Raw genomic sequence first — 21525 nt, forward strand, 5'->3', positions numbered from 1 at the left:
GACGGCGGCACCAGTCGATCCTCAGGGCTCAACGCCCGGCAGTCGGCTATGCCGTGGCCAGGGCCGAACGGCTCACACCAAGCATCCCTGCAGGACGCGCCACGGCAATTCACCGGTTGCATACGACGGGCGTCATGGCAGGCTTGCTGCCGTGATTGACCTGCGCTCCGACACTGTTTCTCGCCCGACCGCTGACATGCGGGCCGCCATGGCCGCTGCCGAGGTTGGCGACGACGTCTGGGGTGACGACCCCACCGTCAACGAGTTGGAGCGCTACACCGCCGAACTGCTCGGCACCGCGGCGGCCCTGTATGTGCCGAGCGGTACCCAGTCGAATCTGTGCGGGCTGTTGGCACATTGCGAGCGGGGCGACGAGTACATCGTCGGCCACCACGCCCACACCTACATGTACGAGGGCGGCGGTGCAGCGGTGCTGGGCAGCATCCAGCCCCAGCCGGTGCCCACCGACGACACTGGCATGCTCGATCTCGAAGCGGCCGAGGAGGCAGTGAAGCCCGACAACAGCCATTTCGCCCGTACTCGTCTGCTGTGCCTCGAGAACACGATCGACGGCAAAGTATTGACGCCCCAACAGCATCAGGAAGCCCGTGACTTCGCCGACCGCCACGGCCTCGGGTTGCACCTCGACGGGGCGCGGCTGTGGAACGCGGCGGTGTCGCTGAGCCTGTCCCCCGCCTATGTCGCCGCCCCGTTCGACACCGTGTCGGTGTGCCTGTCCAAGGGCTTGGGAGCGCCTGTCGGTTCAGTGCTGTGCGGCACCGACGAGCTGGTGGGCAAGGCACGCCGCTGGCGCAAGGTGCTGGGGGGCGGTATGCGTCAGGCCGGCATCATCGCCGCAGGCGGGCTGTACGCCCTCCAGCATCACCTCGACCGTCTGACCGATGACCACGCAAATGCACAGCGACTTGCGGCAGGGCTCGAAGCCATCGACGGCATCACGGTCACCGGCTGCAACACCAACATGGTGTTCTCACAGCTCGAACGGAACGATCCCACCCTCGGCAAGCGAGTCGAAGGCCGAGGCGTCCTCGCCGACTGGCGCTTCGGTCGCTCCCGGATGGTGCTGCACCTCGACGTCAACGAGGCCGACGTCGACACCGCGCTGCAAGCCATTGCGGCCGAATTGGCGACGTAAACCCGGCTCGCATGGCGCACCCGGTTGCTACTATCCGCAGATAGAGGGCAGGGCCGTCGCCAGAGCGGACGAACTTTGGGGTTTCGACGGCCCCGCCCCCGTGCCGAACATAGCCATGCGCTCAGGCGTCACGCCGTTGAATTTCGGTTGATGTCACTCAGTCGGCGACCAGCTCCCGGCCAGCCGCCCGGGGCTCGCAGACGTAGTCGTCGAGGTTGGCTTCCTTGGTCATGTCGAAGTAGTCGACGTTGCGCCACGGCGAATTCACGACAATCCGGCCCGCTTCGTTGCGGTAGTAGCTGGTCATGCCTGGGTGCATCCAGACCATGCTCTCGTGCGCTTCGTCGACCCGGAGGCGGTAATCGGTGTGCACCTCAGGACGCACCTCTACCGCTCCGAGGCCAGCCGCACACATCTTGCCGATCATGTCCATGATGTATCGGACCTGCATCTCCACAACGAAGATGAGGCTCCCGCCGTGGCCTGGCTGCAGGTTCGGCCCATAGAGGGTGAAGAAGTTCGGGAAGTCAGGCGTCACCGTGCCGAGATAGGCACTCGCGTCGTCGTCGCCCCACGATTCGCGCAGCGTTCTCCCTGAGCGGCCCACTGCCTCATAGGTAGTGATGAACCGCAGCACGTCGAAGCCGGTTGCCAGCACCAACACATCGGCCTCGCGTTCGGAGCCGTCCGAGGTACGGATGGTTTGGCCCGAAATCTCGGCAACCGCATCGTCGACCAACTCGACCTTGGAGTTGCGCAGCATCCGGTACCAGCCGTTGTCCATCAGCATCCGCTTGCCGAACGGCGGGTAGGTGGGCAGCACCTTGTCGAGCAGTTCATCGGCGCGGTCGCCGAGCTCGTCGACGACGTAGCGCGTGAAGTACTTGCGGTGCGCATCGTTCTGGGCATTGAGCGATCGCTCGGGGCGGTCCCAGTCGGGATCGGTCTGCAAGGCCGAGTGGATGCGGTCATTGAATGTCCAGCCCAATCGCACCCGGTACCACGCCCGGTACAGCGGCACGGCTTCGAACAGCACCCGCATCGCATCGGGGACTTCCTTGCGGAACTGGTCGAACGGCGCCGCCCAGTGGTTGGATCGCTGGTAGATCGTGAGTGACTCCACGTCGTGCTGGATCTCGGGGGCGGTCTGCATGCAGCTTGCCCCATTGCCAACGATCGCCACACGCTTGCCCCTGACATCGGCATCGGCGGGCCAGCGCGCCGTATGCCAGGTCTCGCCGCTCCAGGTCTCGAGGCCGTCGATGTTGGGACGGATCGGCGGGTTGAAGATGCCCGCGGCACTGATGACGACGTTGGCTTCGATGATCTCCGTGGGTCCGTCGACGCCCTGAGCGTGCCCGTTCGCACCGGGCGCCGTGGCCGCGCCGTCATCCCGCCGGCGCAGGCCTGTTTCGTCGGGCGTCGCGCTCAAGCCCAGACTGCCGGTCTCCCAGCGCCCCTCGTTGTCCGCGACGTGGCGCACCTCGGCGCGCCAGACCTGGCGCTCGGCGTCATAGCTGATGCTCTCGACCGAGGTGTTGAAACGAATGCTGCGGCGTACATCGAATTCGTCGGCGACCTTCTCGAGGTAGCCGTGCAGCTCGTCGCGTAGGCAGAAGTACATCTTCCAGTCGTGCGGAGCGAACGAGTACGAGTACAGGTGGTTCGGCGTATCCACGCCCGCCCCCGGGTAGCGGTTCTCCCACCACACCCCGCCGACCGTGCCGTTGCGCTCGACAACTTCGTAGGGCACGCCGGCCTGCTGCAGGTTGATCGCCGCGCACAGCCCGGACGCACCGGCCCCGATCACCAGCACCTTGAAGCCGGGAGGCACGTTGACCGGATCGTGGTCCAGGAACTTGGCGAGGCCGAGCTGGGCGCCAGTGAATGCGCCGTATTCGTCGGGGACGTGCTCTCCCATTGCCGTGCTCAGCATCCGCACGATCAGGCCGTCGTCGGGCTCGGGGATCGCCATCGGGCGGCCGTCGCGCCAGGCACTCATCGCCTCGAACGCCGCCTCGCGCACTTCCTGGCGATGCTCGGGCATCAAGCCGCCGCTGTCGTTGTCGCCGAGACCGGGCTGCCGCTTGGGGCGGTACGGGTCCTCAAGCCAATGCAGTTCGCCCGTCATCTGAACCAGCACCATCAGCAGCGTCGGGATGTTCGCAACGGCCACTGCTGCCGCGAGCGTCTCGTCGTCCACATCGGGTCGGCCAGCGGCCGTCGGCGCTCCGTAATCGGACGCATGCGCCCCGTTTGTCGCACTGGCCTGGGACACCTGTGACATCACTTCCCCTCCGCCGTAGAGCCAGCGTAGGGCGTGGCGGGTCGCCGAATCCGGTGAAGCGGGTTGCGCCGGTGTGCGTTCGGAACTCTCGGGTTCGGTCAGTCCTGCCTGGTGAGTTCGCCTCGCAGGTGATGGACGAGTTCGGTGTAGCCCACGGCGGCCATCCACAGTTCCGAATACAGCCTCATCCCCTCGACCGTGAGCTCGCGCCGCACCGAGGTGACTTCTTTGGCGGTCGGTGTGAGGCCGACGTGTTCGCTCGACAGTTCGATCACGAGGCCGCTGTCACTGGTGCGCACGGTGCCGAGATGGACTTCGGTGACGCCCGACGGTTGGGCAATCGTGAACTCCAGTTGCCCGTCGGGCAGGGCTCGCAGGTAACCCGCCTCGGAGTGCAACGGCTCGCCTGTGACGCGGTTGCGGGTGCGCTGGATCATCGACACGAATGGCTTGCCGACGTGGCTGAACACCAATTCCTCCACATAGGTGAAGTCGTCGATCGTCGGGTAGTGGCCAACGCCGGTGCCCTGCCAAGTACCCAGCAAGGGGGCAAGCGGTTCGCACTGCAGATGCAACTCAGTCATCTCCGCAAGCTAGTGGGGATGGTCCCGACACTGAGGCGCAGTGCACGCTCTAAGGTCTGCCGCCATGAGCGCAGCCATCGAGGTCGGATTCAGCGTCAGCGACACACACCGTGTGACCGACGAAATGTCCCCGCCGCACCTGCCCAACAAGGTGCTGTCCACGCCCGACATGGTCCGCCTCATCGAGGGAACCTGCCTCTTCGGCGTCCAGCCGCACCTCGCAGAGAATCAGACCACGGTCGGCATCCACATCTGCGTGAGCCACGAGGCAGCAGTAGCCTCGGGCGAGGACGTCGTGGTCTCAGGCGAGATCAGCGAGATCGACCGCCGCCGCCTCGTCTTCGACATCAAGGTCTCCCACGGCGACACGCTGATCTCCCAAGGCACCCACCAGCGGTTCATCGTCGGTGGCTAGCCGCCGAGCATCAACACGGGGTGGCTAGCCGGCGTCCGTCGTTACTTGGCGCGCTGAACGAAGCGAAGAATCCGCAGCGTGTCAATGGCCGTGATGCGGCCAATCGGACCGGTGGAGTAGCACGCTTGGGCAACTTTGCCCCCCGGAGCCAGGATGAACCCGGTGGCGTGCAAAATGCCCCGCTCGGACTCGATGAAGGCACCAGTCACCGACGACACCTCTGCCGGGTCGGCGCTGTGCAGCATCCGGACGGGACCCAACTGCAGATTGTCTGCGAGGAGCGCCGTGGTGTCCTTGTCATCGACGGACAGCGCCACAACCTTGGCGTCCAGGACTTTCAGCAGTGACGCGGCGCCGTTGAAGTCAACCAACTGTTGACGGCAGTACGGTCACCAATGGCCCCGGTACATGAGCACGATGCCCCAGCCGTCGCCGAACACTTCGGGGATGGTGACGTCGCTGTCATCGAGATCCCGCAGGGTGAGATCGGGGAACTTGTCTCCGGTGTCGAGCTTCATCGGCTGACGCACCTTCCTGTAGGACGTGGACAGTTCACGCCGGCCGTAGGCCGACACGTACCGTAGTGCGAGGGTCCCGTGTCGGTTCGCTCCAACGTGGAGCCCCCCCCCCCCCCCGTCGCCGAGCAAGACTGCGAGTCCGTCCCCAGCACGCTGAGCGCGGCAATACTCGCAGGCAGCCATGTCTGTGGCGGAGGGGGTAGCCGGTCATGTTTGATTGGCTCGGTATTGATCACCTGGTCGAACTGACCGCAACCGAAGCGGTTCTGGGGTTCGGGACCCCGCTCATCGTCTTCGCTGCGTTCTTCGTGCTGCAGATGGTCCTGCCCGGACGGCACGTTCCCGGCTACGTCATTAATCGCGAGACCGGCCAACCTCGCAGCTACCGGCTGAACGGACTGCTGGTGTTCGTCGTGGCTCAAGCGCTGTGGTGGTTCGAGCTCACAGGCATGCCGCGTGACTGGTTCTACCGGTCATCCCTGTACGCCGTGGCCGGCGGAACAGTGCTGACGATCATCATGACGATCATCGCCGTGTTCAGCCAGCCTGAAGGAGAGGTCAAGAACCGCTTCCAGGCGTGGTGGTTCGGGCGTGCCCAGGAGATGCAGTTCTTCAATGGGCGCTTCGACGTCAAGATGTACTTCTACGTCGTCGGCGGGACGATGCTGTCGCTCAACGTCCTGTCCGGGGCCGCGTGGCACAACGACCGCTTCGGCGACGACTCCAACCCCGGCGTCTTCATCTACGCAGCGATCTTCACGTTCTACGTGTTCGACTACTTCGTCTTCGAGCGCGTCCAGCTCTACACCTACGACCTGATCCACGAGAATCTCGGCTTCAAGCTGTTCTGGGGCGGGCTCATCGTGTATGGGTGGATGTTCATCATCCCGCTGTGGGGCATGGCCGCTCACCCAGATCCCGGCTTCTCGTCGGGCTGGAGGTACGTCTGGCTCATTGGAACGCCAGCGCTGTTCCTGGTGGGGTGGTGCATCTCGCGCGGCGCCAACATGCAGAAGTACACCTTCAAGCGTTGGCCCGACCGCAAGTTCCTCGGACTCATCGAGCCACAGGTCATTGAAGCCGGCGACCGCAGAATCCTGTGCAGCGGATTCTGGGGCACCGCCCGCCACTTCAACTACATGGGCGAGGGGTTCTTTGCCCTGTCCATTGCCCTGGTATGGGGCCACTTCGGCAATCTGTGGGCGTGGACGTACTTCATCTTCATCGTGTCGATGTTCACCTACAGGCAGATGGATGACGACAAGCACTGTGCCGAGAAGTACGGCCCCGAGAAATGGGCGGAGTATCAGGCACGGGTCAAGTACCGGATCGTTCCCGGCATCTATTGACCAGTATCTATTGAGACAGTGCCCTGCGGGGTCCGACCAAGGCGCCAGTTGAGCGTGGGCGCTGCAGGACTCGAACCTGCGACCCCCTCCTTGTAAGGGAGGTGCTCTCGCCAACTGAGCTAAGCGCCCCGGGACGCCGGGCTTCGCAGGCTACCGCCGGTCTCGACAGCGGCAGACGTCGAATCAGGCGCCGACGAGCCTGGCTGCCAGTCGGGGGGTGCTCGCGGCGACGGGCCCGAGGCGTCGGCTGTGCTCGAGATGGAACAGCTCCCTGCCCTCCGCTTCGCCGGTCCATGCCCCCGCCTCGGCACAGATCAGCACACCGGCGGCGTAGTCCCACACACCGTGATTGGAGTTGAGGTCTAGGTACGCATCGAGACGCCCGCAGGCCACGGCGCACAGGTCCAGCGCCGCCGAGCCGAGAACACGCACCTGCCACACCGGCAGTTCGGGGCCGGGGCGTCCCGAGACACCGATCACCGCGCGTGCGCCGTGCTCGCAGCCGCTCGGCGAGATGGGACGCCCGTCGAGATTCGCTCCCCCGCCTGCGTTCGCCGTGAACTCCTCACCCGAGACCAAGTGGCGTACGAGAGCTGCCACCGGCGTTTCGCCGTCGACGACGCAGAGGCTGATGCAGTAGTGCGGGATGCGCCGTGAGGCGTTGGTAGAGCCATCGACAGGATCCACGATGACGGTCTCGCCTCCAGCCCCACAGCGCAGACCTGACTCCTCGCTGAGCACACCCACGCCTGCTGCGTCGAGCACGATCAGCGCTGCGGCGTCGGCAATCTGATCGAGCGCGTACTGATCGGGTCGGTCGCCGCCGTCTTGCCAACGGTCGAATCCGGCGAGCGCCGCCTCAACCGAGTCAGCAGTTCGTCGCAGCAAGCCCAGCCAGTCGTCGCCTGCGGCCGTCATCGCGATCCCCTGCACGCGTCACACTGCCAACAGACACAGTTCTGCCAGATCCGGGCGGGGCGAACTCCGGACGGCATCGAGCGGAGCGTAGTGGTCCGCCGGCGCCGCTCCAGATCGGTTCGCGCAACTCTGTCGAGCCGGACCGTGCGGGGCTATAGCCTCCGCGCATTGTCCCAGCGCCACGTGGGGAGTGTCCCGATGGCAGCGATCGACGTCACCGGCTACGTGGCAAGCCTGAAGGACCATGCGCACGCGCACGGCTTCCACATTCACGACGAGCGGCAATTCATCGAGACCTACAGCCTGCGCCAGACTTGGGAGGTGGACTTGCATCCGGCCGAAGCGTGCGGCGGTCCGCTCGATTTGCACCTCACGCTGGAGGCCGACCCGCGCACGCTCCTGTCGTTCGAAGAGGTCCTGTGGGCGATGCCCGAAGACGATCTTCCGCCGGATGAGTTCTGGTTGCCGCTGCTCTTCACCTGGGCGCTCCCGCCACTCGATCACAGCCCCGACATGCTCGTGCTGGCCACCGATCTGGCGGGTCTGGGAGGCACGGCCCTGCCCGTGGAGGTATCCGCAATCGATTCCCTGATATCGGTGACCGACCCGACCAAGCGGACGCTCATGATCGTGGCCCGCAGAGAATTGTCGCTCCAAGCACTGCTGCAAGGCGAGGACGACATGTGTGAACCGTTCGACCTCTGTGCCAAGATTTGCGACTACCTGCTGCACCACGCCAACGACTGGTACGACGAAGTCTCTGCCTGAAAACGGTCCAGCTCTTGGTGCGGTCAGCCGGTCCCGATGACCACGCCGGTCTCGCTGACGCGGCCTGAAGAGATGTTGCGCTCGAGCGCCTCGGCGGCCTCTGGGGAGCCGACCGGATAGAAGCACCGGTACACGTGGCCGTTGTCGGCCGCAGCGTCGTCTGCGTCGCTGGCGTCTGGGTCCCGAACCGTCGGCGCCGCAATCAAGGCCGGCTCCTCAGCGACACACAGGTCCTGCGCGTACTTGCAGCGAGGGGCGAACTTGCAGCCCGGTCCCAAGCGGGTCATCTCGGGCGGCTGCCCGCCGATGATCTCCAAGCGGGCGTGGCTGTCGTCGGTGACCTTGGGGATCGACCGGAACAGCGCTTCGGTGTAAGGCATCTTCATATTGCGGAACAGCGTCGTGGTGGGAGCGCGTTCCACAATCCGGCCCGCATACATCACGACGACCTCGTCGGTTCGGCCCGCCACGATCCCCAAGTCGTGAGTGATGAGCACCAGCGACATGTCACGCTCAGCCCGCTGGGTCTCCAGCAAGTCCAGGATCTGCGCCTGCACCGTCACGTCGAGCGCAGTCGTGGGCTCGTCGGCAATGAGCAGCCGGGGACTGCACGCCAGCGCGATAGCGATCACGATGCGCTGGCGCATGCCGCCTGAGAGCTGGTGCGGGTACTCGTCGATCCGGCGCTGGGGCTCGGGAATGCCCACCTCATCGAGCAGCTCGAGCGCGGCGCTGCGTGCAGCACGCGCCGAGAGGTCGCGATGCACTCGCAGGCCCTCGCCCACCTGCCGGCCGATCTTCATCACCGGATTCAGCGAGCCCAGCGGATCTTGGAACACCATCGCCAGCTGCGGGCCCCACATGTCGAGCAGCTGGCGGTGACTCAGCGACATCATGTCGATCCCGTCGAAGGTGACCGTCCCTGTCGAGATCACCTTCGACTTCGGCAGCAGCCGCATTATCGAGCGCGACATGACCGACTTGCCCGAACCTGACTCCCCCACCACACCAAGTCGGGCGCCCTCGCGCAGCGACCAGTCGACGCCGTCCACAGCCACCAGCGGGCCCGCAACGGTGTCAAAGGTGGTCCGCAGGTCCGCTACCTCAAGGAGCGTTGGCGCACTCAGCGGCGCCTGGTCACTCACGATGCCCCTGGCGAGCCGAGCTCATCTGGACCCGCGCCGGCGGCGCGTGTTCACCGAACAGCGGCGTGTGGCAGGCGACGAATCGCCCAGGGGCGATCTCTCGCATCTCGGGCTCCTCGGCGGCGCAGCGCTCAGCAGCCAGCGGGCAGCGGGTGCGGAAACGGCAGCCCGACGGCGGCGCCATCGGCGACGGCAACTCCCCACCGATGCGACCGGCGCCAAGATCCGCCTCAGGGTCGGGATGCGGGATCGCCGCCAGCAGCAGCTCGGTGTACGGGTGGGCCGGCGCCTCGAACATCGCATCGGGTTCGCTGACCTCGCACAGCTTGCCGAGATACATCACGGCCACCCGATCGCTCACGTTTTTGACGACTGCCAGGTCGTGTGCGATGAAGATCAGCGTCAGGCCCATCAGATTCTTGAGATCCTCGAGCAGGTTGAGAATCTGCGCCTGCACGGACACGTCCAGCGAGGACACCGGCTCATCACAAATGATCACCTGCGGCACGCTGACGAGCGCTCGGGCGATGGAGAGCCGCTGCGCCTGGCCGCCGGAGAACTCCCACGGGCGGCGATCCAGGGCATCCTCGGGGTTGATCCCGACATAGGTCAGCACCTCGCGCACCCGCGGTTCGGCGCGTTCCCACAGGACCTGACGGTTGGCCCGGTAGCGGCGCAGCACCCACCAGAACAAAAACGAGTCCACGGCACCGGAGACGACCAAGACAATCAGCTTCGCCGTGTCGTCGAGACCTGCGACGTAGAAGACCTGCAGGACCACCATGGCGCTCAGCGTTGTAGCCACGGCGCTGGCGCCTGCCCGTTCGGGCTTCGCGAGCGACACCACTAGCCACACGACGAGCACTGCGGTGAACAGGCTCAGCCCGCCCGAGTTGAGCCACTGCGCCCAGCCTCCGAAGCTCGACCACGTGCGCCAGGCCAAGAAGGCGCTGGCAGCTGTGGTGACGAACACCCCGGCAAGGCCGACGGCCGCCGACACTTCCCCGAACTGGCGGGACATCAGGCTGAAGGGCAGCATCAGCGCGAGCATCACCCACGTCACGCCCAGCACGAGAGCGACCGCAGCCATCAGAAGCGCTACGGCCAGTGCCGGGAAGCCGATGACCGCAGCGGGAACCTGCGTCCAACCCAGTAATCCCTCCGCGGCCCGCTCCTCGACGGCCTCGGACACGATCCACAGCACAAACGCCACACACAACGCCAGGCCCACAATGCGCAGCAGTGTCGCGGCACGCCGCAACAGGCTCCCCAGCAGGCCGCCGATGCGCTCCTGCCACAATGCCATGGCAGTTCGCTTCGTCGCGTTGTCCCATGCGATGAACAATGGCTCGGCCACGATGTCGCGCACCGTGCGCCGTGGATTCAGCGAGGAGATCGGGTCTTGGTAGATCATTTGCAGCCGCGGCCGCACCTGCCGCATCGCTTCGTCGTCAAGAGCAGTCAGCTCTCGGCCAGTGAGCTGCACTGAACCCGAATTGGGCCGCGGCAGCTGCAGAATCGCCCGTCCCGTCGTGCTCTTGCCGCAGCCAGACTCGCCGACGAGACCCAATGTCTCGCCTTCGAGCAGGTCGAGCGACACGCCCGACACTGCGTGGACCGTGCGGCCGCCCGCTGCTGGGAACTCCACGAACATATCCCGCGCACTCAGGATCGTTCCGGAGCGCAGGTGGGCGTTGCCGCTGCCTGCCACTACCGAACTCCCCCAGCGGGAACCATCACAGGACCGTGTCGACGAGTGCTGTGAGTCACAGCACCGACTCCCGCGGCTCGAGGTACTGCTGCAGCTTGTCGCCCACGAAGTTCAGCGCCAGCACGGTCACGAACATGGTGATCGCCGGCATCAAGCTGATGTGCGCAGCGACGTCGAGGTTCGTCCTGCCTTTGTTGATCATGTCGCCCCACGTCGGCGTGGGCGGCGGGACACTCAGGCCCAGAAATGCCGCGGACCCCTCCACCACGATGAGCCCAGCCATGATGATCAGCGAGTAGCTGACGAGCGATGGCGCCACATTCGGCAGCACCTCGCGGAACAGAACCCTGCCGTCTCGAGCCCCGAGCGTTCGGGCTGCGAGCACGAAGTCCTGCCCGGCCCACGACAGAGTGGCAGCGCGCACCACCCGGGCGATCGGGGCGATCGCCAGCAGCACGAACGTGAAGATCAAGATGAAGATGCGGCGCCGGGCCTCGGAGTCCAAGAACAGGATCAACGCCAGGAACAGGATCAGTGGCGGGATCACGAGGGACGCATTCAGCGTGGCGGTCAGCCAGCGGTCGACCCGCCCGCCGTAGTACCCCGAGACCATGCCTAAGAGACCGCCGATCGCCAGCGCCAGCAGGGTGCCGACCGTCGAGATCACCAAGCTCACCTGCGCCCCGTAGATCACCCGGCTGAACACGTCGCGGCCCACACCGTCGTTGCCAAACCAGTGCGACAGGCTGGGACCGTTCTTGGACGTGCCGGCAAACGTCTGGGTGGGATCCTTGATGGGCAGGACATCGGCAAATATGGCGGCGAGCCCAAGCACGACCAGGTAGATCACGGCCAGCCAGAAGAAGAATCCGAGCCGCTTATGCACGGGCGCCGACCTCCCTGCCACGCAGCCGCGGATCGAGCGCCAAGTAGAGGAAGTCGGACATGGTGAGCACGATGATGTACAGCGTCGAGATCACCAGTACCCCGCCCTGCACAGCGATGAAGTCGCGCTGCGTCACGCCCAGGAAGATGTAAGCGCCCACGCCCGGGAGCGTGAAGATGAACTCGACGATCAGTGCGCCGCCAATCAGCAGGCCCATCGTCAGCCCGACCACGGTCAGCAGGGTGAAGCTCGACGGCCGCAGTGCATGCCGCCACAAGATCCGCCTGGTCGGCAGCCCCTTGCTTCGGGCCAGATCGATGAACGGCAGACGCAGCGTGCCGATCATGTCTGAGCGCAGCAACCGCATGAACACCGCGGCCTGCCCCATCGCGAGCGACAACGAGGGCAACAGCAAGTGCTTGAAGTGCAGCACGACGTTGTCGCCCAACGGCACGTAGCGCGCCGCGGGCAGGGCGTGGAACCCGATCTCGTTGCCGACCACACTGAGCCCGCCGATTGCCAAGAACAGCACGAGCAGAACCGCGAGCACGTAATTCGGCGTGGCCAGAAATCCCAGCATCACGTTGTTGATCGCACGATCCGAGGCTGAGCCCTGTCGGTACCCCGCCCAGACGCCGAGCGGCAGCGCCACTGCGAGCGAGATGACCACCGAGTAGGCCATCAGCTGCAACGTCGGTGTCATGGATCGTGAGATGCCGTCAGCGATGTCCTCGCGCAGCACGATCGAGCTCCCCAAGTCGCCGAGCAGCACACCGCCGAGCCAGTTGCCGTACCGGCTGAAGAAGGGCTCGTCCAAGCCCAGCTCGGTACGGACGATCTCGATCTGGTCGGGCGTCGCGGCGGGCCCCAAGATGTTGATCGCCGGATCTCCGGGCAGGCTCGCCATGAGCGCGAACACCACGAATGAGACCCCGACCAGGATCGGTATCACGCTCGCGATCCGACGGAGTGCGTAGCGCCCGTCGGCGATCACCGCGCCCGTCGTGCCGATCGCCACGAGCACGCCGAAGGTCCAGCTGAACGGGGGTCGAAAGAACCACGCCCAAGCGACCGTGGCGATCAAAGCGACGGTGACGATGCGCCCGAGTTGGTCGCGGACGAGTTGCTTCATCCGCTCACTCCGGTGGCCCAGGCAACGCTCAGAGTCATGCTCAACCCTGACAGGTGCCATTGGTGCTGCACCCGATCTGCGTCAGGTGGTGCTTGCCGGAAATCACCGGGTTTGACTCGACGTTGAATGCATCATTGGTGGCGTTGAGCCCCAGCGGGTCCATCGGGATCGGCTCGTCGGTGCCCCGCAGGAATGCGAGCACCGGGTTCACCCCTTGCCGTCTCCCGTGCCGTCCTGGTGGGAACTCAGCCTTGGCAATTGCCCTCTGTGCACCAGATCTGCGTCAGGTGGTGCTTGCCAGAGATCACCGGGAAGGCGTTCTCCGCGTTGTCGGGAATGGGCAGGTCTGTGATGTTCTGCACCCGCGGGTTGGCGATGATGCCCCACAGCGTCCAGTAGGTCCACAGGTTCCAGACATTGCGTCCGAAGGCCCGGTTGACCTCCTCGGCAGCAGCCAGCCGGGCAGCCGGGTCTGGGTTGTGACGGATGACCTGGTACGCAGCGTCGATTGCGGGATCCTGGAAACGCCCGAAGTTCAGTGCCAGCTCGGGCACCGTCGGATCGACCGGGCTCGCCGTTGCAGAATGCCACCAGTACCACTGCTCGCTGGGGTCCACGCCGCCGTGGTTGCGCCAACCCTGCATCTGGAACACACCAGCCAGCGCCAGGTTGATGTACTGGCCCTGCTCGATGGGCTGGATCGACACGGCCAGCTCGTCGCCGAAGGCGTCCGTCCACATCGACACGACGAGTTCGTTCGATTCGACGTTGAACGCGTCGTTGGTGGTGTTGAACGAGAACGCCACCGGATTCTGATCGCTGTCGGTCTTGCACTGCTCAAATTCCGAAGCAGCGGCCTCAGGGTCGTAGGACGGATAGCCAGAGTCTTCGAGGTAACCGACGCTGCCTGGCGGGAACGGTCCATTGGCCACCTGCACCAAGCCTTGGTGGCGCTCGTTGGCGAAGCGGTCACCGTCAAATGCGTGGGCGAGCGCCTTGCGGCAGCTCAGGTGCACCAGCGGATTGGTCAAGTTAAGCCCCAGGGGATCCATCGCGATCGGCTCAGCGGCACCACGCACAAACGCCAGCACCGGATTCACCCCCGCGGCGACGTTGACGAGCATGTGGCTGGTCTCGCCGTAGTCGTTGGCCTGCAGCAGCACGAAGTCCTCGCCTTCGTACTTGGAGATCTCATCGGCGTTGGCCGTGTGGATGATGTCGAACTGTCCGGCTTTGAGGCCATTCGAGCGACCCTGGATGTCCACGGCCACCACGAACTCGATCTCGTCGAGGTACGGCAGGTTCTCACCGGTGATGCCGTTTTCGCCTCGCCAGTAATCCGGATTGCGCTCGGCGAGGAAGCTGTTGCCGTTGCCGGGCGTGTAGCTCACGAACTTGAAGGCGCCCAGCCCGACCGGGTTGGAGGGATCGCCGGTGGCTTCTTCTCGCAACGCTTCGCGCATCTCCTGGGGCAGCGGCGATGCCGGTGACACGTACAGCGGGTTGTTCGGCAGTGTGTGCAGCCACGCCTGGCTGAACATCTGGCCGCACGTTTCGGCCCGCCCTGCGGGGCCGAGGCCGGCTGCTAGCGGCTGTCCGGGACTGGCGGTGACCGTGACCGTCTGGCCCTCGCCGGCGACGTCGGCAATGCCCAGGAACGCCGGCCCCGTCAGCTGGCTCAGGCGGCACAGATTGATGTTGTAGGCCACGGCCTCGCCCGTCAGCGGCGTCCCGTCATGGAACTTGATGCCGTCGCGGAGCGTCATAGTCCACACCATGTAGTCGTCGCTGTGCGTCTCGGATTCCACGAGGTACGGCACGATCTCGCCGTCGCTGTCGGTGACATACAGCGAGTCGGTGATGGAGCGGAAGATCATGCGGCAGCTGATCGCGCACGACGATGCGTAGTGCACGAACGGATTGGCCGTATCGGCCTCGATGCCGTACACGAGCCTGCCGCCGTAGATGGGACCGCTCTCTGTCTCGCGAATGTCTTCGCCGGTGGCCTCGCCAGCCTCACGGGCTTCCACTACCTCTTCTTGCGTCTCATCGGGGGTGGTCTCGGGCGCAGCCTCAACGGCTTCGGTTGTCTCGGGCTGCTCGCTCGGGCCTTCACCTGTTTCGTCATCGCCGCCGCCGCCGCATGCAACTGCGATCAGCGCGAATGCCGCAACGATGACCCCGATCCGCCAGCCGAGCGGCCGCCGGGGAAGAGACTTGCGTCGCTCACTCGTGAGATTTCCGGCGTCGCGCCGCGCTTCCCCTGTATGCATCGTGGACATTCCTCCCCCACGGCGCCGCGGTGGCGCTCTACGCGCAAACTACTAGCCCCTGAGCGAGCCACTGACCTATCCCCAGATCGGCGCTCGGGGCCGGTACGGTGCTGCCGGGCCGGTAGCTCAGTGGTCAGAGCAGGCGACTCATAATCGCTGGGTCGTGGGTTCGATCCCCACCCGGCCCACTTGCCGTCGGCGTGCCCAGCCGACCGCGCCGTCAGCAGCGCAAGACAACTCAGTATCGTTGCGCCGCACGTTCGGGAAGGAATCGACCCGTTCGGTCCGGGGTAGCTCAGTTGGCAGAGCAGCGGACTGTTAATCCGTTTGTCGTGGGTTCGAGCCCCACCCCCGGAGCACTCGTCAACCAGCCGTGCCGGTCGGTGCTCTCGGTTCGTCACCCGGCTGCATGACGTTCGGTGGTTCCGTGTCGCTGCTGCCTCGCAGGCGCTTCGCCAGATCATTTGCCACATGTACGCGGACTTTTGGATCGCTCAGCTGTGCCTTGCAGGACTGCAGCCAGCGGAGCCATTCCTGACGATGCCCGAGCTGCTCGGTCTCTGACATGGCCCAGTCCGCAGGTACGCCAGGGATTTCCCCGCCGGTGCTAATGCTCCGAATCAAGTCGTTCACGTGGTGCCGCATGGCGGTTGTCGCGCGGTCCTGTGCGTGCGGCACGCTCCACGAAGAGCTCCGCTCTCGTGCCCTTGCGAGCATGTCAGCAGCAGGATCCGTGCCCTGTTCGGGCGTTGCTTTCTCCGGCTCTGTCCCTGACGCGAAAGACGCCGTGTCCCCCACGCCCGTATCGGCGGCCAGACGGTCGAAAGCCGCTCTGGCCGCCGACGTCGCAAACATCTCGGCCACCATGAGTTTGGCGGTGTCTCCCTGTGGAGCGACTGCGGCCGCGAGCAGGTCGAGATCGTCGTTGGCTCTCTGCTCGGGGCTCGATTCCCGCCGCGACTGCGTACCTCGGCCTAGCCGTGCTGATCTCACCACTGGGGTGTCCTCAGAGTCCATGTCGGCCGGCGGACCGTTGTCAAAGGCATCGAAGTAGCTCTCACCAGGTTCAGGCGGGGGTGGCGTGTCGTACGGCTCGGAGGACGGATTCGCAGGGCGCTCGGACAATCGCAGGTGGGCAGCGATGACGCGCTTGCGCAGGTCATCGGTTTCCATCGGGATGCGCTGGGCGATGGGCTCCAAGTCGGCGTCCTCGAGGACATCGGTGGGGTAGACGGCGAACACCTCGGCTACCTCTTCCGCCGCCCGGTCACGGCCGGCCGGGCTGTCGAGCTCAGCCCGGTCCAAGATGCGCTCTGCCCGGAATGCATGCAGCGGCTGGGCCTCTTCCAGCGCCCGGCGCAGCGCTGGCGGGTTGGTGGCGGCTAGGTCGCCGGGATCGGACCCGGGCGGCAGCGCCGCCACGAAGACGTCGAGTGAGTAGGTGCGCTCCCACTGATGCACCCGTTCGGTGGCGGTCTGTCCGGCTGCGTCAGCGTCGAAGGCCAGCACGATGCGCTGTGCCGAGCGTGACAGCAGCTCTGCGTGCTGCTGGGTGAGCGCAGTGCCGCAGGTGGCAACCGCTTCGGAAATCCCGGCGAGGTCGCACCCGATGACGTCGGTATAGCCCTCGCACACCACGATCCGGTCCGCCGTGCGTGCTGCCTGCTTGGCCATGTGCAGGCCGTACAAGACCTTGCTCTTGTCGTAGACCACGGTGCCGGCGGTGTTCTTGTACTTGGGTCCCTTCGGCAGCGGTGCGTCTGTGCGGGGCAGCAAGCGACCGGCGAAGCTCACGACCCTGCCGCTGGCGTCACAGATCGGGAACATGATGCGATCCCGGAAGAAGTCGGACGCCCGGCCCGCCTCGCCAACATCGTCTTGGTCGGCCTCGCCGGCCCCGATTGCCTCGCCGGTCTGGTCGGACTTGGCGGTCGGATCGGCCTCGCCTGCTTCGTCGCCCGCTGAGCTGCTGGTACCGCGACTCGCTCGGCTTCCACGCCGCGAGTCCGCATACGCCAGTCCGGCCGCGGCGAGCTGGGCCGGCGGGGCGCCCAAGTGCTGGCACAGCGCATCCCACAACGGCGGTGCGTATCCCAGACGCCACTTCACCACCGTGTCCCGGTCGTACCCCCGCCGCCGCAGGTACGCGCGCGCCACGCCGGCATCGGGTCCGCTGAGGAGGCGCTCGTGATAGAAGCGAGCCGCTGTCTCCAGCAGGTCCATGAGTTCTTTGCGGCGCTGGTTGGCGCGCTGCGCACCGGGCGCGTCGTAGGTGAGCGTGATATTCGCCGCCGCCGCCAGTTGCTCGACAGCGTCGGTGAACTCCAAGTGCTCGGTCTCGCGTACGAACGTGATGGCATCGCCGGAGGCCTTGCAGCCGAAGCAGTGGTAGAAGCCGTCCGCGCCGTTCACGCTGAACGACGGCGTCTTCTCGGTGTGGAAGGGACACAACCCCACATGGCGGCTGCCGACTCGCTTGAGGCTCACCCGGCGGCCGATGAGCGCGACGAGATCGGTGGCCTCGCGCACGCGCTGCACGTCGGAATCCCGAATACTCATCTTCACTTCGACGCTAACGATTCGCCAGCAGCAAGGCAGCACCAATCGGGAAGATGACCGGCCGAAGCCGAAGACGAGCAGCGTGGCCCGTCACTCCCGCCTGAACGTGCAGGTCCGATCGTTGAGCGTGAGCTCGACAAGACCCAGGAAATCCATGCCGAGCAGGACGTCGAAGTTGGGCGGCGCAGGCGGCGGCAGCTGCCATACGGAGAGCTGCTGCCCGCACGGGACTGGTTGGCTATGCCCTGGATCGAGCTCGATACCCAACCAGAGCCAAAACGCGGGTGTTGATCGGGCGGAGCTTCCGATGCCGCCAACGTCGAGGTACTCGATCGGGCCTTGGGAAGATTCCATCGAATTGATGACGCGTTCAGACACGGCCGATCTTTGGCTTCCCGTGTCAACCAGCCCTAGGAATCGGTGCGCCTGGGCCTCGGGTGTGACTGCGACAAGCGTCTCGGCCAGAACCTGCCGGTTCCAAACAGACACTGTCAGTTCATTCAACGCTCCTGGCCCACCATGGGGAGGCTCACGAAGAGGGGCTGTGCACCGATCTCTTCAAATGAGAACCCGCCAAGCCCGTACTTGGTCACGCCGACTGAGTACGCGGATTCTCTGTCTTCGTAGACACCGACTACGTCGCCGTCGTGCAGGAGGGCGATCTTGCCGAGGTGCTCGGCCTCCATCTGCTCACGGTGGAAGCGCTTGTAGGCACGGTGATTTGACAATGCTTGGGGAGGCATGGGCAACTCCAAGGAAGGTACCTGCCGACATGCCCACCTTGGCACAAGCGCGAGTCTGGCGCGCGACACTTTTCGGCGCCCCCGGCATGAAGCCATACGCGGACGTCGTCGTCGCCGGTTTGGCGGTCTAGCCGGGCGCAGCGAGCAGCGCTTGCGCGGCGGCGAGTCGAGCGATGGGCACCCGGTAGGGCGAGCACGACACGTAGTTCAGACCCGCTTGCACCGCAAAGCTGATGCTGGCCGGGTCGCCGCCGTGCTCTCCGCAGATTCCGACTCGCAATTGCGGATTGGCTGCCCGCCCGCGCAGCAATGCGGCACCCACGAGCTCCCCGACGCCGGCACGGTCGAGTGAGGCAAACGGATCTGCGTCGAGCAGGCCTTCGGAGAGGTACGGCCCGATGACTCGTGTCGCAGTGTCGTCCCGGCTGAAACCGAACACCATCTGGGTGAGGTCGTTGGTGCCAAAGCTCGCAAATTCCACGTCAGCGGCTAGCTGTCCCGCAATGAGGCACGCACGCGGTGTCTCAATCATGGTCCCCAAAGGCGGCTCGGGACCCGCTTGCTGGCTTTCCCATGTCGAGCGCACTGCACGCACGGCAGCCGCCAGTTCTCCTGCGGCGGACACGAGGGGCACCATGATCTCGATGCGCGGATCACCCCCGGCGAAGCGACGGTCTGCCACCGCACCGGCCAGCGCCCGGACCTGTGCTTCGTAGAGTTCAGGGCGAAGCAGACCAAGTCGTACGCCGCGCACGCCCAGCATCGGATTGTGCTCGTGCCACTCGGCGGCCGCGACGGGATCCGCACCGGCCAGGAACTCGTGCATCGGCGCATCGAGCAGCCGGACGGTGACGGGCAGCCCGTCCATAGCTGCGAGCAACTCGAGAAAATCTGCTCGCTGCGCTGCGGCGAGATCGTCGAGGTGTTCGTCAGCGCCTTCCAGGATCACCCGCTGGACAATTTCCAACCGGTCGGCCTTCAGGAACATGTGCTCGGTGCGGCACAGCCCGATCCCCCGCGCACCGAGCGCACGCGCCGCGGCAGCGTCAGCCCCGGAGTCGGCGTTGGCGAGCACGGCGAAACGGCCGGCCATGACGCGATCGGCCCAGTCGAGCACCTCAGCGAATTCCGCCGGCAGATCCGGGCCTGCACCGGATCCGGCGATCTCACGGTTCCCGAGGGTCACTTCACCAGTCGACCCGTCAATCGAGATCGGCGTGCCGTTGGCGATGCGCCGACCGTCGCCGACGACGAACGCAGCGGCTTCCACAGTGATCTCCCGGGCGTCGCACACGGCTGGAATCCCCCAGCCGCGGGCCACCACCGCAGCGTGGCTCGCGAGTCCGCCCCGAGCCGTGAGGATCCCCGCAGACAAGCCCATGGCTGCGACATCGGCGGGCGTCGTCTCGGTGGCGACCAGGATGACCGTGCTGCCCCCCGACGCGAGGTCCAGCGCAGCCTGCGATCCGACAGCCACGAGTCCTGAGGCCGCGCCCGGCGACGCAGCCAAGCCCGTGGTGATCAGCATCCCGGCATCGCCAGAGAACGACGGATGCAAGGCGGCTGTCAGCTCGTCGACACTGAGCTCGGCGACGGCCTGCTGCTGGCGAGTGCTCAGTTCCGCCCCAGAATCTGCCACTGCCACCCCCGCAAGCACATGCCCGCCGCGGCCCCGTGCCGCTAGAGATCCAAGCGGCTTTCCAGATGGTCTACTAGCGAAGCGATCGCTACCCGGTCCTGGCCCATGGTGTCGCGGTCGCGCACAGTCACACATCGATCATCGATGGACTCGAAGTCGACCGTGACGCACAGCGGTGTGCCGATCTCGTCCTGGCGACGGTAGCGACGGCCGATGGCCTGCGTCTCGTCGTAGTCGCACATCCAATGCGGCTGGCAGAGCCCGAGCACGTCGGCCGCCAGGGCCGTCAGCGGCTCTTTGCGCGACAGCGGCAGGACCGCGACCTTGTACGGCGCCAGTCGCGGGTGCAGGCCCAGCACCGTTCGCAGGTCGTCGTTGACGGTCTCTTCCCGGTAGGCGGCCAGCAGGAAGGCCATGAGCGCGCGTGTCGCCCCGGCTGCGGGCTCGATGACATGCGGGATGTAGCGCTCGCTACTGGCCTGGTCGAAGTACTCCAGCTTCTGGCCTGAGTGCTCAGCGTGCTGGCGCAGGTCGTAGTCGCCGCGGTTTGCCACGCCCTCCAGTTCGCCCCAGCCCCACGGGAACAGGTACTCGACGTCGCTGGTGCCGCTGGAGTAGTGGCTGAGCTCATCGGCATCATGGGCGCGCAGGCGCAGGTGGCTGGCCGGTACTCCCAAGTCCAAGTACCAGCCGAGGCGCTCGGACAGCCAGTACTCGTACCACTGCGGCGCGTCTGCGGGCGGGACAAAGAACTCCAATTCCATCTGCTCGAACTCGCGGGTGCGGAACACGAAGTTGCCCGGCGTGATCTCGTTGCGGAACGACTTCCCAACCTGCGCGATGCCGAACGGGGGCCGTTTGCGGCTGGTCTCGAGGATGTTCTTGAAGTTCACGAACATGCCTTGGGCCGTCTCGGGCCGCAGATACACCTCGGTGCCCGCACCTTCGACTGGCCCCGCCTGGGTGCGGAACATCAGATTGAAGGCACGCGCCTCGGTGAAGGTGTCGCGCTCGCCGCAGTTGGGGCACTGGTGCGGATCGGCCAGCTGGTCTTCGCGGTGGCGGGTCTTGCAGCTCGTGCAGTCGACCAGGGGATCCGTGAAGTTCGTCAGGTGGCCCGAGGCCTCCCACACCGCAGGGGGACCCAGGATCGAAGCGTCGAGACCCACGACATCGGTGCGCAACTGCACCATCGAACGCCACCACGCGTCCTTGACGTTGCGCAGCAGCTGGGCGCCGATCGGGCCGTAGTCGTAGGCGCTGCGGAATCCGCCGTAGATCTCCGCCGAGCCGAAGACGATGCCCCGGCGCTTGGCGAGATTGACGATCTTGTCGAACAGCGCAGGATCGGGAGCTGGCCCAGGATCAGGATCGGTGTGTGCGGTCTGGGTCACGGGCGGCAAGGGTACCGATGGGCCTCATGGGCGTTACGGCTCTCGTTA

Annotated in this window: 19 protein-coding genes, 3 tRNA genes and 2 pseudogenes; 6 read left to right on the forward strand and 18 right to left on the reverse strand. The window is 65.7% G+C overall.

Translation table 11 applies throughout. From position 1 onward, the window contains the following. The first annotated feature begins 196 nt into the window (after nucleotides 1–196). Nucleotides 197–1156, forward strand: a complete 960-nt coding sequence (ltaE, locus tag ACOQPH_RS06530) for a low-specificity L-threonine aldolase (protein ID WP_420624320.1) — start codon at nucleotides 197–199, stop codon at nucleotides 1154–1156. 157 nt (nucleotides 1157–1313) lie between these two features. Here the strand turns inward: ltaE and ACOQPH_RS06535 are convergent, their stop codons facing one another. Together ACOQPH_RS06535 and ACOQPH_RS06540 are read right to left on the reverse strand one after the other, a co-directional pair. After that, a complete protein-coding gene (locus ACOQPH_RS06535) occupies nucleotides 1314–3443 on the reverse strand; it encodes a flavin-containing monooxygenase (RefSeq protein WP_420623906.1) in 2130 nt (709 codons plus the stop codon). A gap of 98 nt (nucleotides 3444–3541) precedes the next feature. Beyond that, nucleotides 3542–4027, reverse strand: a complete 486-nt coding sequence (locus tag ACOQPH_RS06540; RefSeq protein ID WP_420623907.1) for an FABP family protein — start codon at nucleotides 4025–4027, stop codon at nucleotides 3542–3544. 64 nt (nucleotides 4028–4091) lie between these two features. Between ACOQPH_RS06540 and ACOQPH_RS06545 the strand changes: the two genes are divergently transcribed. Next, complete coding sequence (locus ACOQPH_RS06545) at nucleotides 4092–4442, forward strand: thioesterase family protein (RefSeq protein ID WP_420623908.1); 351 nt, start codon at nucleotides 4092–4094, stop codon at nucleotides 4440–4442. A gap of 41 nt (nucleotides 4443–4483) precedes the next feature. Here ACOQPH_RS06545 and ACOQPH_RS06550 read toward each other — a convergent pair whose 3' ends face one another. Together ACOQPH_RS06550 and ACOQPH_RS06555 are read right to left on the reverse strand one after the other, a co-directional pair. Beyond that, nucleotides 4484–4813 (reverse strand): hypothetical protein, encoded by a 330-nt coding sequence (locus ACOQPH_RS06550; RefSeq protein ID WP_420623909.1) that lies wholly within the window; start codon nucleotides 4811–4813, stop codon nucleotides 4484–4486. An 18-nt stretch (nucleotides 4814–4831) separates the two neighbouring features. Continuing rightward, nucleotides 4832–4960: a hypothetical protein gene (locus tag ACOQPH_RS06555; protein ID WP_420623911.1), complete on the reverse strand. Its 129-nt coding sequence runs from the start codon at nucleotides 4958–4960 to the stop codon at nucleotides 4832–4834. A gap of 209 nt (nucleotides 4961–5169) precedes the next feature. On the opposite strand from ACOQPH_RS06555, the gene ACOQPH_RS06560 reads away from it, so the two are divergent. Further along, entirely contained in the window at nucleotides 5170–6309 is a 1140-nt protein-coding gene (locus tag ACOQPH_RS06560) for a DUF1295 domain-containing protein (protein WP_420623912.1), read from the forward strand. A gap of 55 nt (nucleotides 6310–6364) precedes the next feature. Here ACOQPH_RS06560 and ACOQPH_RS06565 read toward each other — a convergent pair. Both ACOQPH_RS06565 and ACOQPH_RS06570 read right to left on the reverse strand, forming a co-directional pair. Next, nucleotides 6365–6438, reverse strand: a tRNA-Val gene (locus ACOQPH_RS06565). A gap of 54 nt (nucleotides 6439–6492) precedes the next feature. Next, the gene (locus ACOQPH_RS06570) at nucleotides 6493–7227 is read right to left on the reverse strand and encodes an inositol monophosphatase family protein (RefSeq protein WP_420623913.1); all 735 of its coding nucleotides are present in this window, start codon (nucleotides 7225–7227) and stop codon (nucleotides 6493–6495) included. A 198-nt stretch (nucleotides 7228–7425) separates the two neighbouring features. Here ACOQPH_RS06570 and ACOQPH_RS06575 point away from each other — a divergent pair, with 198 nt between their 5' ends. Next, a complete protein-coding gene (locus tag ACOQPH_RS06575) occupies nucleotides 7426–7995 on the forward strand; it encodes a hypothetical protein (protein ID WP_420623914.1) in 570 nt (189 codons plus the stop codon). Between the two features lie 23 nt (nucleotides 7996–8018). Here the strand turns inward: ACOQPH_RS06575 and ACOQPH_RS06580 are convergent, their stop codons facing one another. From ACOQPH_RS06580 to ACOQPH_RS06610, 7 genes and pseudogenes are all read right to left on the reverse strand, one after another. Then, nucleotides 8019–9140, reverse strand: coding sequence for an ABC transporter ATP-binding protein (locus ACOQPH_RS06580; RefSeq protein WP_420623915.1), 1122 nt, complete (start codon nucleotides 9138–9140; stop codon nucleotides 8019–8021). Then, nucleotides 9133–9768 (reverse strand): annotated as a pseudogene (locus tag ACOQPH_RS06585) (oligopeptide/dipeptide ABC transporter ATP-binding protein); the annotation flags it as partial. The gene ACOQPH_RS06580 and the pseudogene ACOQPH_RS06585, both read right to left, overlap by 8 nt. Before the next feature lie 708 nt (nucleotides 9769–10476). Continuing rightward, a pseudogene (locus ACOQPH_RS06590) lies at nucleotides 10477–10851 on the reverse strand (ATP-binding cassette domain-containing protein); the annotation flags it as partial. 55 nt (nucleotides 10852–10906) lie between these two features. Next, a complete protein-coding gene (locus tag ACOQPH_RS06595) occupies nucleotides 10907–11737 on the reverse strand; it encodes an ABC transporter permease (protein WP_420623916.1) in 831 nt (276 codons plus the stop codon). Next, complete coding sequence (locus tag ACOQPH_RS06600) at nucleotides 11730–12869, reverse strand: ABC transporter permease (protein WP_420623917.1); 1140 nt, start codon at nucleotides 12867–12869, stop codon at nucleotides 11730–11732. The genes ACOQPH_RS06595 and ACOQPH_RS06600 overlap by 8 nt, the downstream gene beginning before the upstream one ends. A 40-nt stretch (nucleotides 12870–12909) precedes the next feature. After that, nucleotides 12910–13080 carry a hypothetical protein gene (locus tag ACOQPH_RS06605; protein ID WP_420623918.1) on the reverse strand — a complete coding sequence of 57 codons (171 nt, stop codon included), beginning with the start codon at nucleotides 13078–13080 and terminating at the stop codon, nucleotides 12910–12912. Between the two features lie 34 nt (nucleotides 13081–13114). Continuing rightward, entirely contained in the window at nucleotides 13115–15142 is a 2028-nt protein-coding gene (locus tag ACOQPH_RS06610) for an ABC transporter substrate-binding protein (protein ID WP_420623919.1), read from the reverse strand. Between the two features lie 115 nt (nucleotides 15143–15257). On the opposite strand from ACOQPH_RS06610, the gene ACOQPH_RS06615 reads away from it, so the two are divergent. Both ACOQPH_RS06615 and ACOQPH_RS06620 read left to right on the forward strand, forming a co-directional pair. Continuing rightward, nucleotides 15258–15330: transfer RNA gene (locus tag ACOQPH_RS06615), tRNA-Ile, on the forward strand. A 96-nt stretch (nucleotides 15331–15426) separates the two neighbouring features. Further along, a tRNA-Asn gene (locus tag ACOQPH_RS06620) sits at nucleotides 15427–15499 on the forward strand. A gap of 6 nt (nucleotides 15500–15505) precedes the next feature. On the opposite strand, the gene ACOQPH_RS06625 is transcribed toward ACOQPH_RS06620, so the two are convergent. The 5 genes from ACOQPH_RS06625 to ACOQPH_RS06645 form a co-directional block, all read right to left on the reverse strand. Then, nucleotides 15506–17701 carry a DNA primase gene (locus ACOQPH_RS06625; protein ID WP_420623920.1) on the reverse strand — a complete coding sequence of 732 codons (2196 nt, stop codon included), beginning with the start codon at nucleotides 17699–17701 and terminating at the stop codon, nucleotides 15506–15508. 90 nt (nucleotides 17702–17791) lie between these two features. Beyond that, nucleotides 17792–18079: a hypothetical protein gene (locus ACOQPH_RS06630; protein ID WP_420623921.1), complete on the reverse strand. Its 288-nt coding sequence runs from the start codon at nucleotides 18077–18079 to the stop codon at nucleotides 17792–17794. A 122-nt stretch (nucleotides 18080–18201) separates the two neighbouring features. After that, complete coding sequence (locus ACOQPH_RS06635; protein ID WP_420623922.1) at nucleotides 18202–18444, reverse strand: hypothetical protein; 243 nt, start codon at nucleotides 18442–18444, stop codon at nucleotides 18202–18204. 127 nt (nucleotides 18445–18571) lie between these two features. Further along, nucleotides 18572–20083, reverse strand: coding sequence for a putative PEP-binding protein (locus tag ACOQPH_RS06640; protein WP_420623923.1), 1512 nt, complete (start codon nucleotides 20081–20083; stop codon nucleotides 18572–18574). Nucleotides 20084–20124: 41 nt separating this feature from the next. After that, nucleotides 20125–21477 (reverse strand): glycine--tRNA ligase, encoded by a 1353-nt coding sequence (locus tag ACOQPH_RS06645; protein ID WP_420623924.1) that lies wholly within the window; start codon nucleotides 21475–21477, stop codon nucleotides 20125–20127. Nucleotides 21478–21525 lie beyond the last annotated feature (48 nt).

Source organism: Candidatus Poriferisodalis sp. (assembly GCF_965221945.1).
Lineage (GTDB): Bacteria > Actinomycetota > Acidimicrobiia > Acidimicrobiales > Poriferisodalaceae > Poriferisodalis.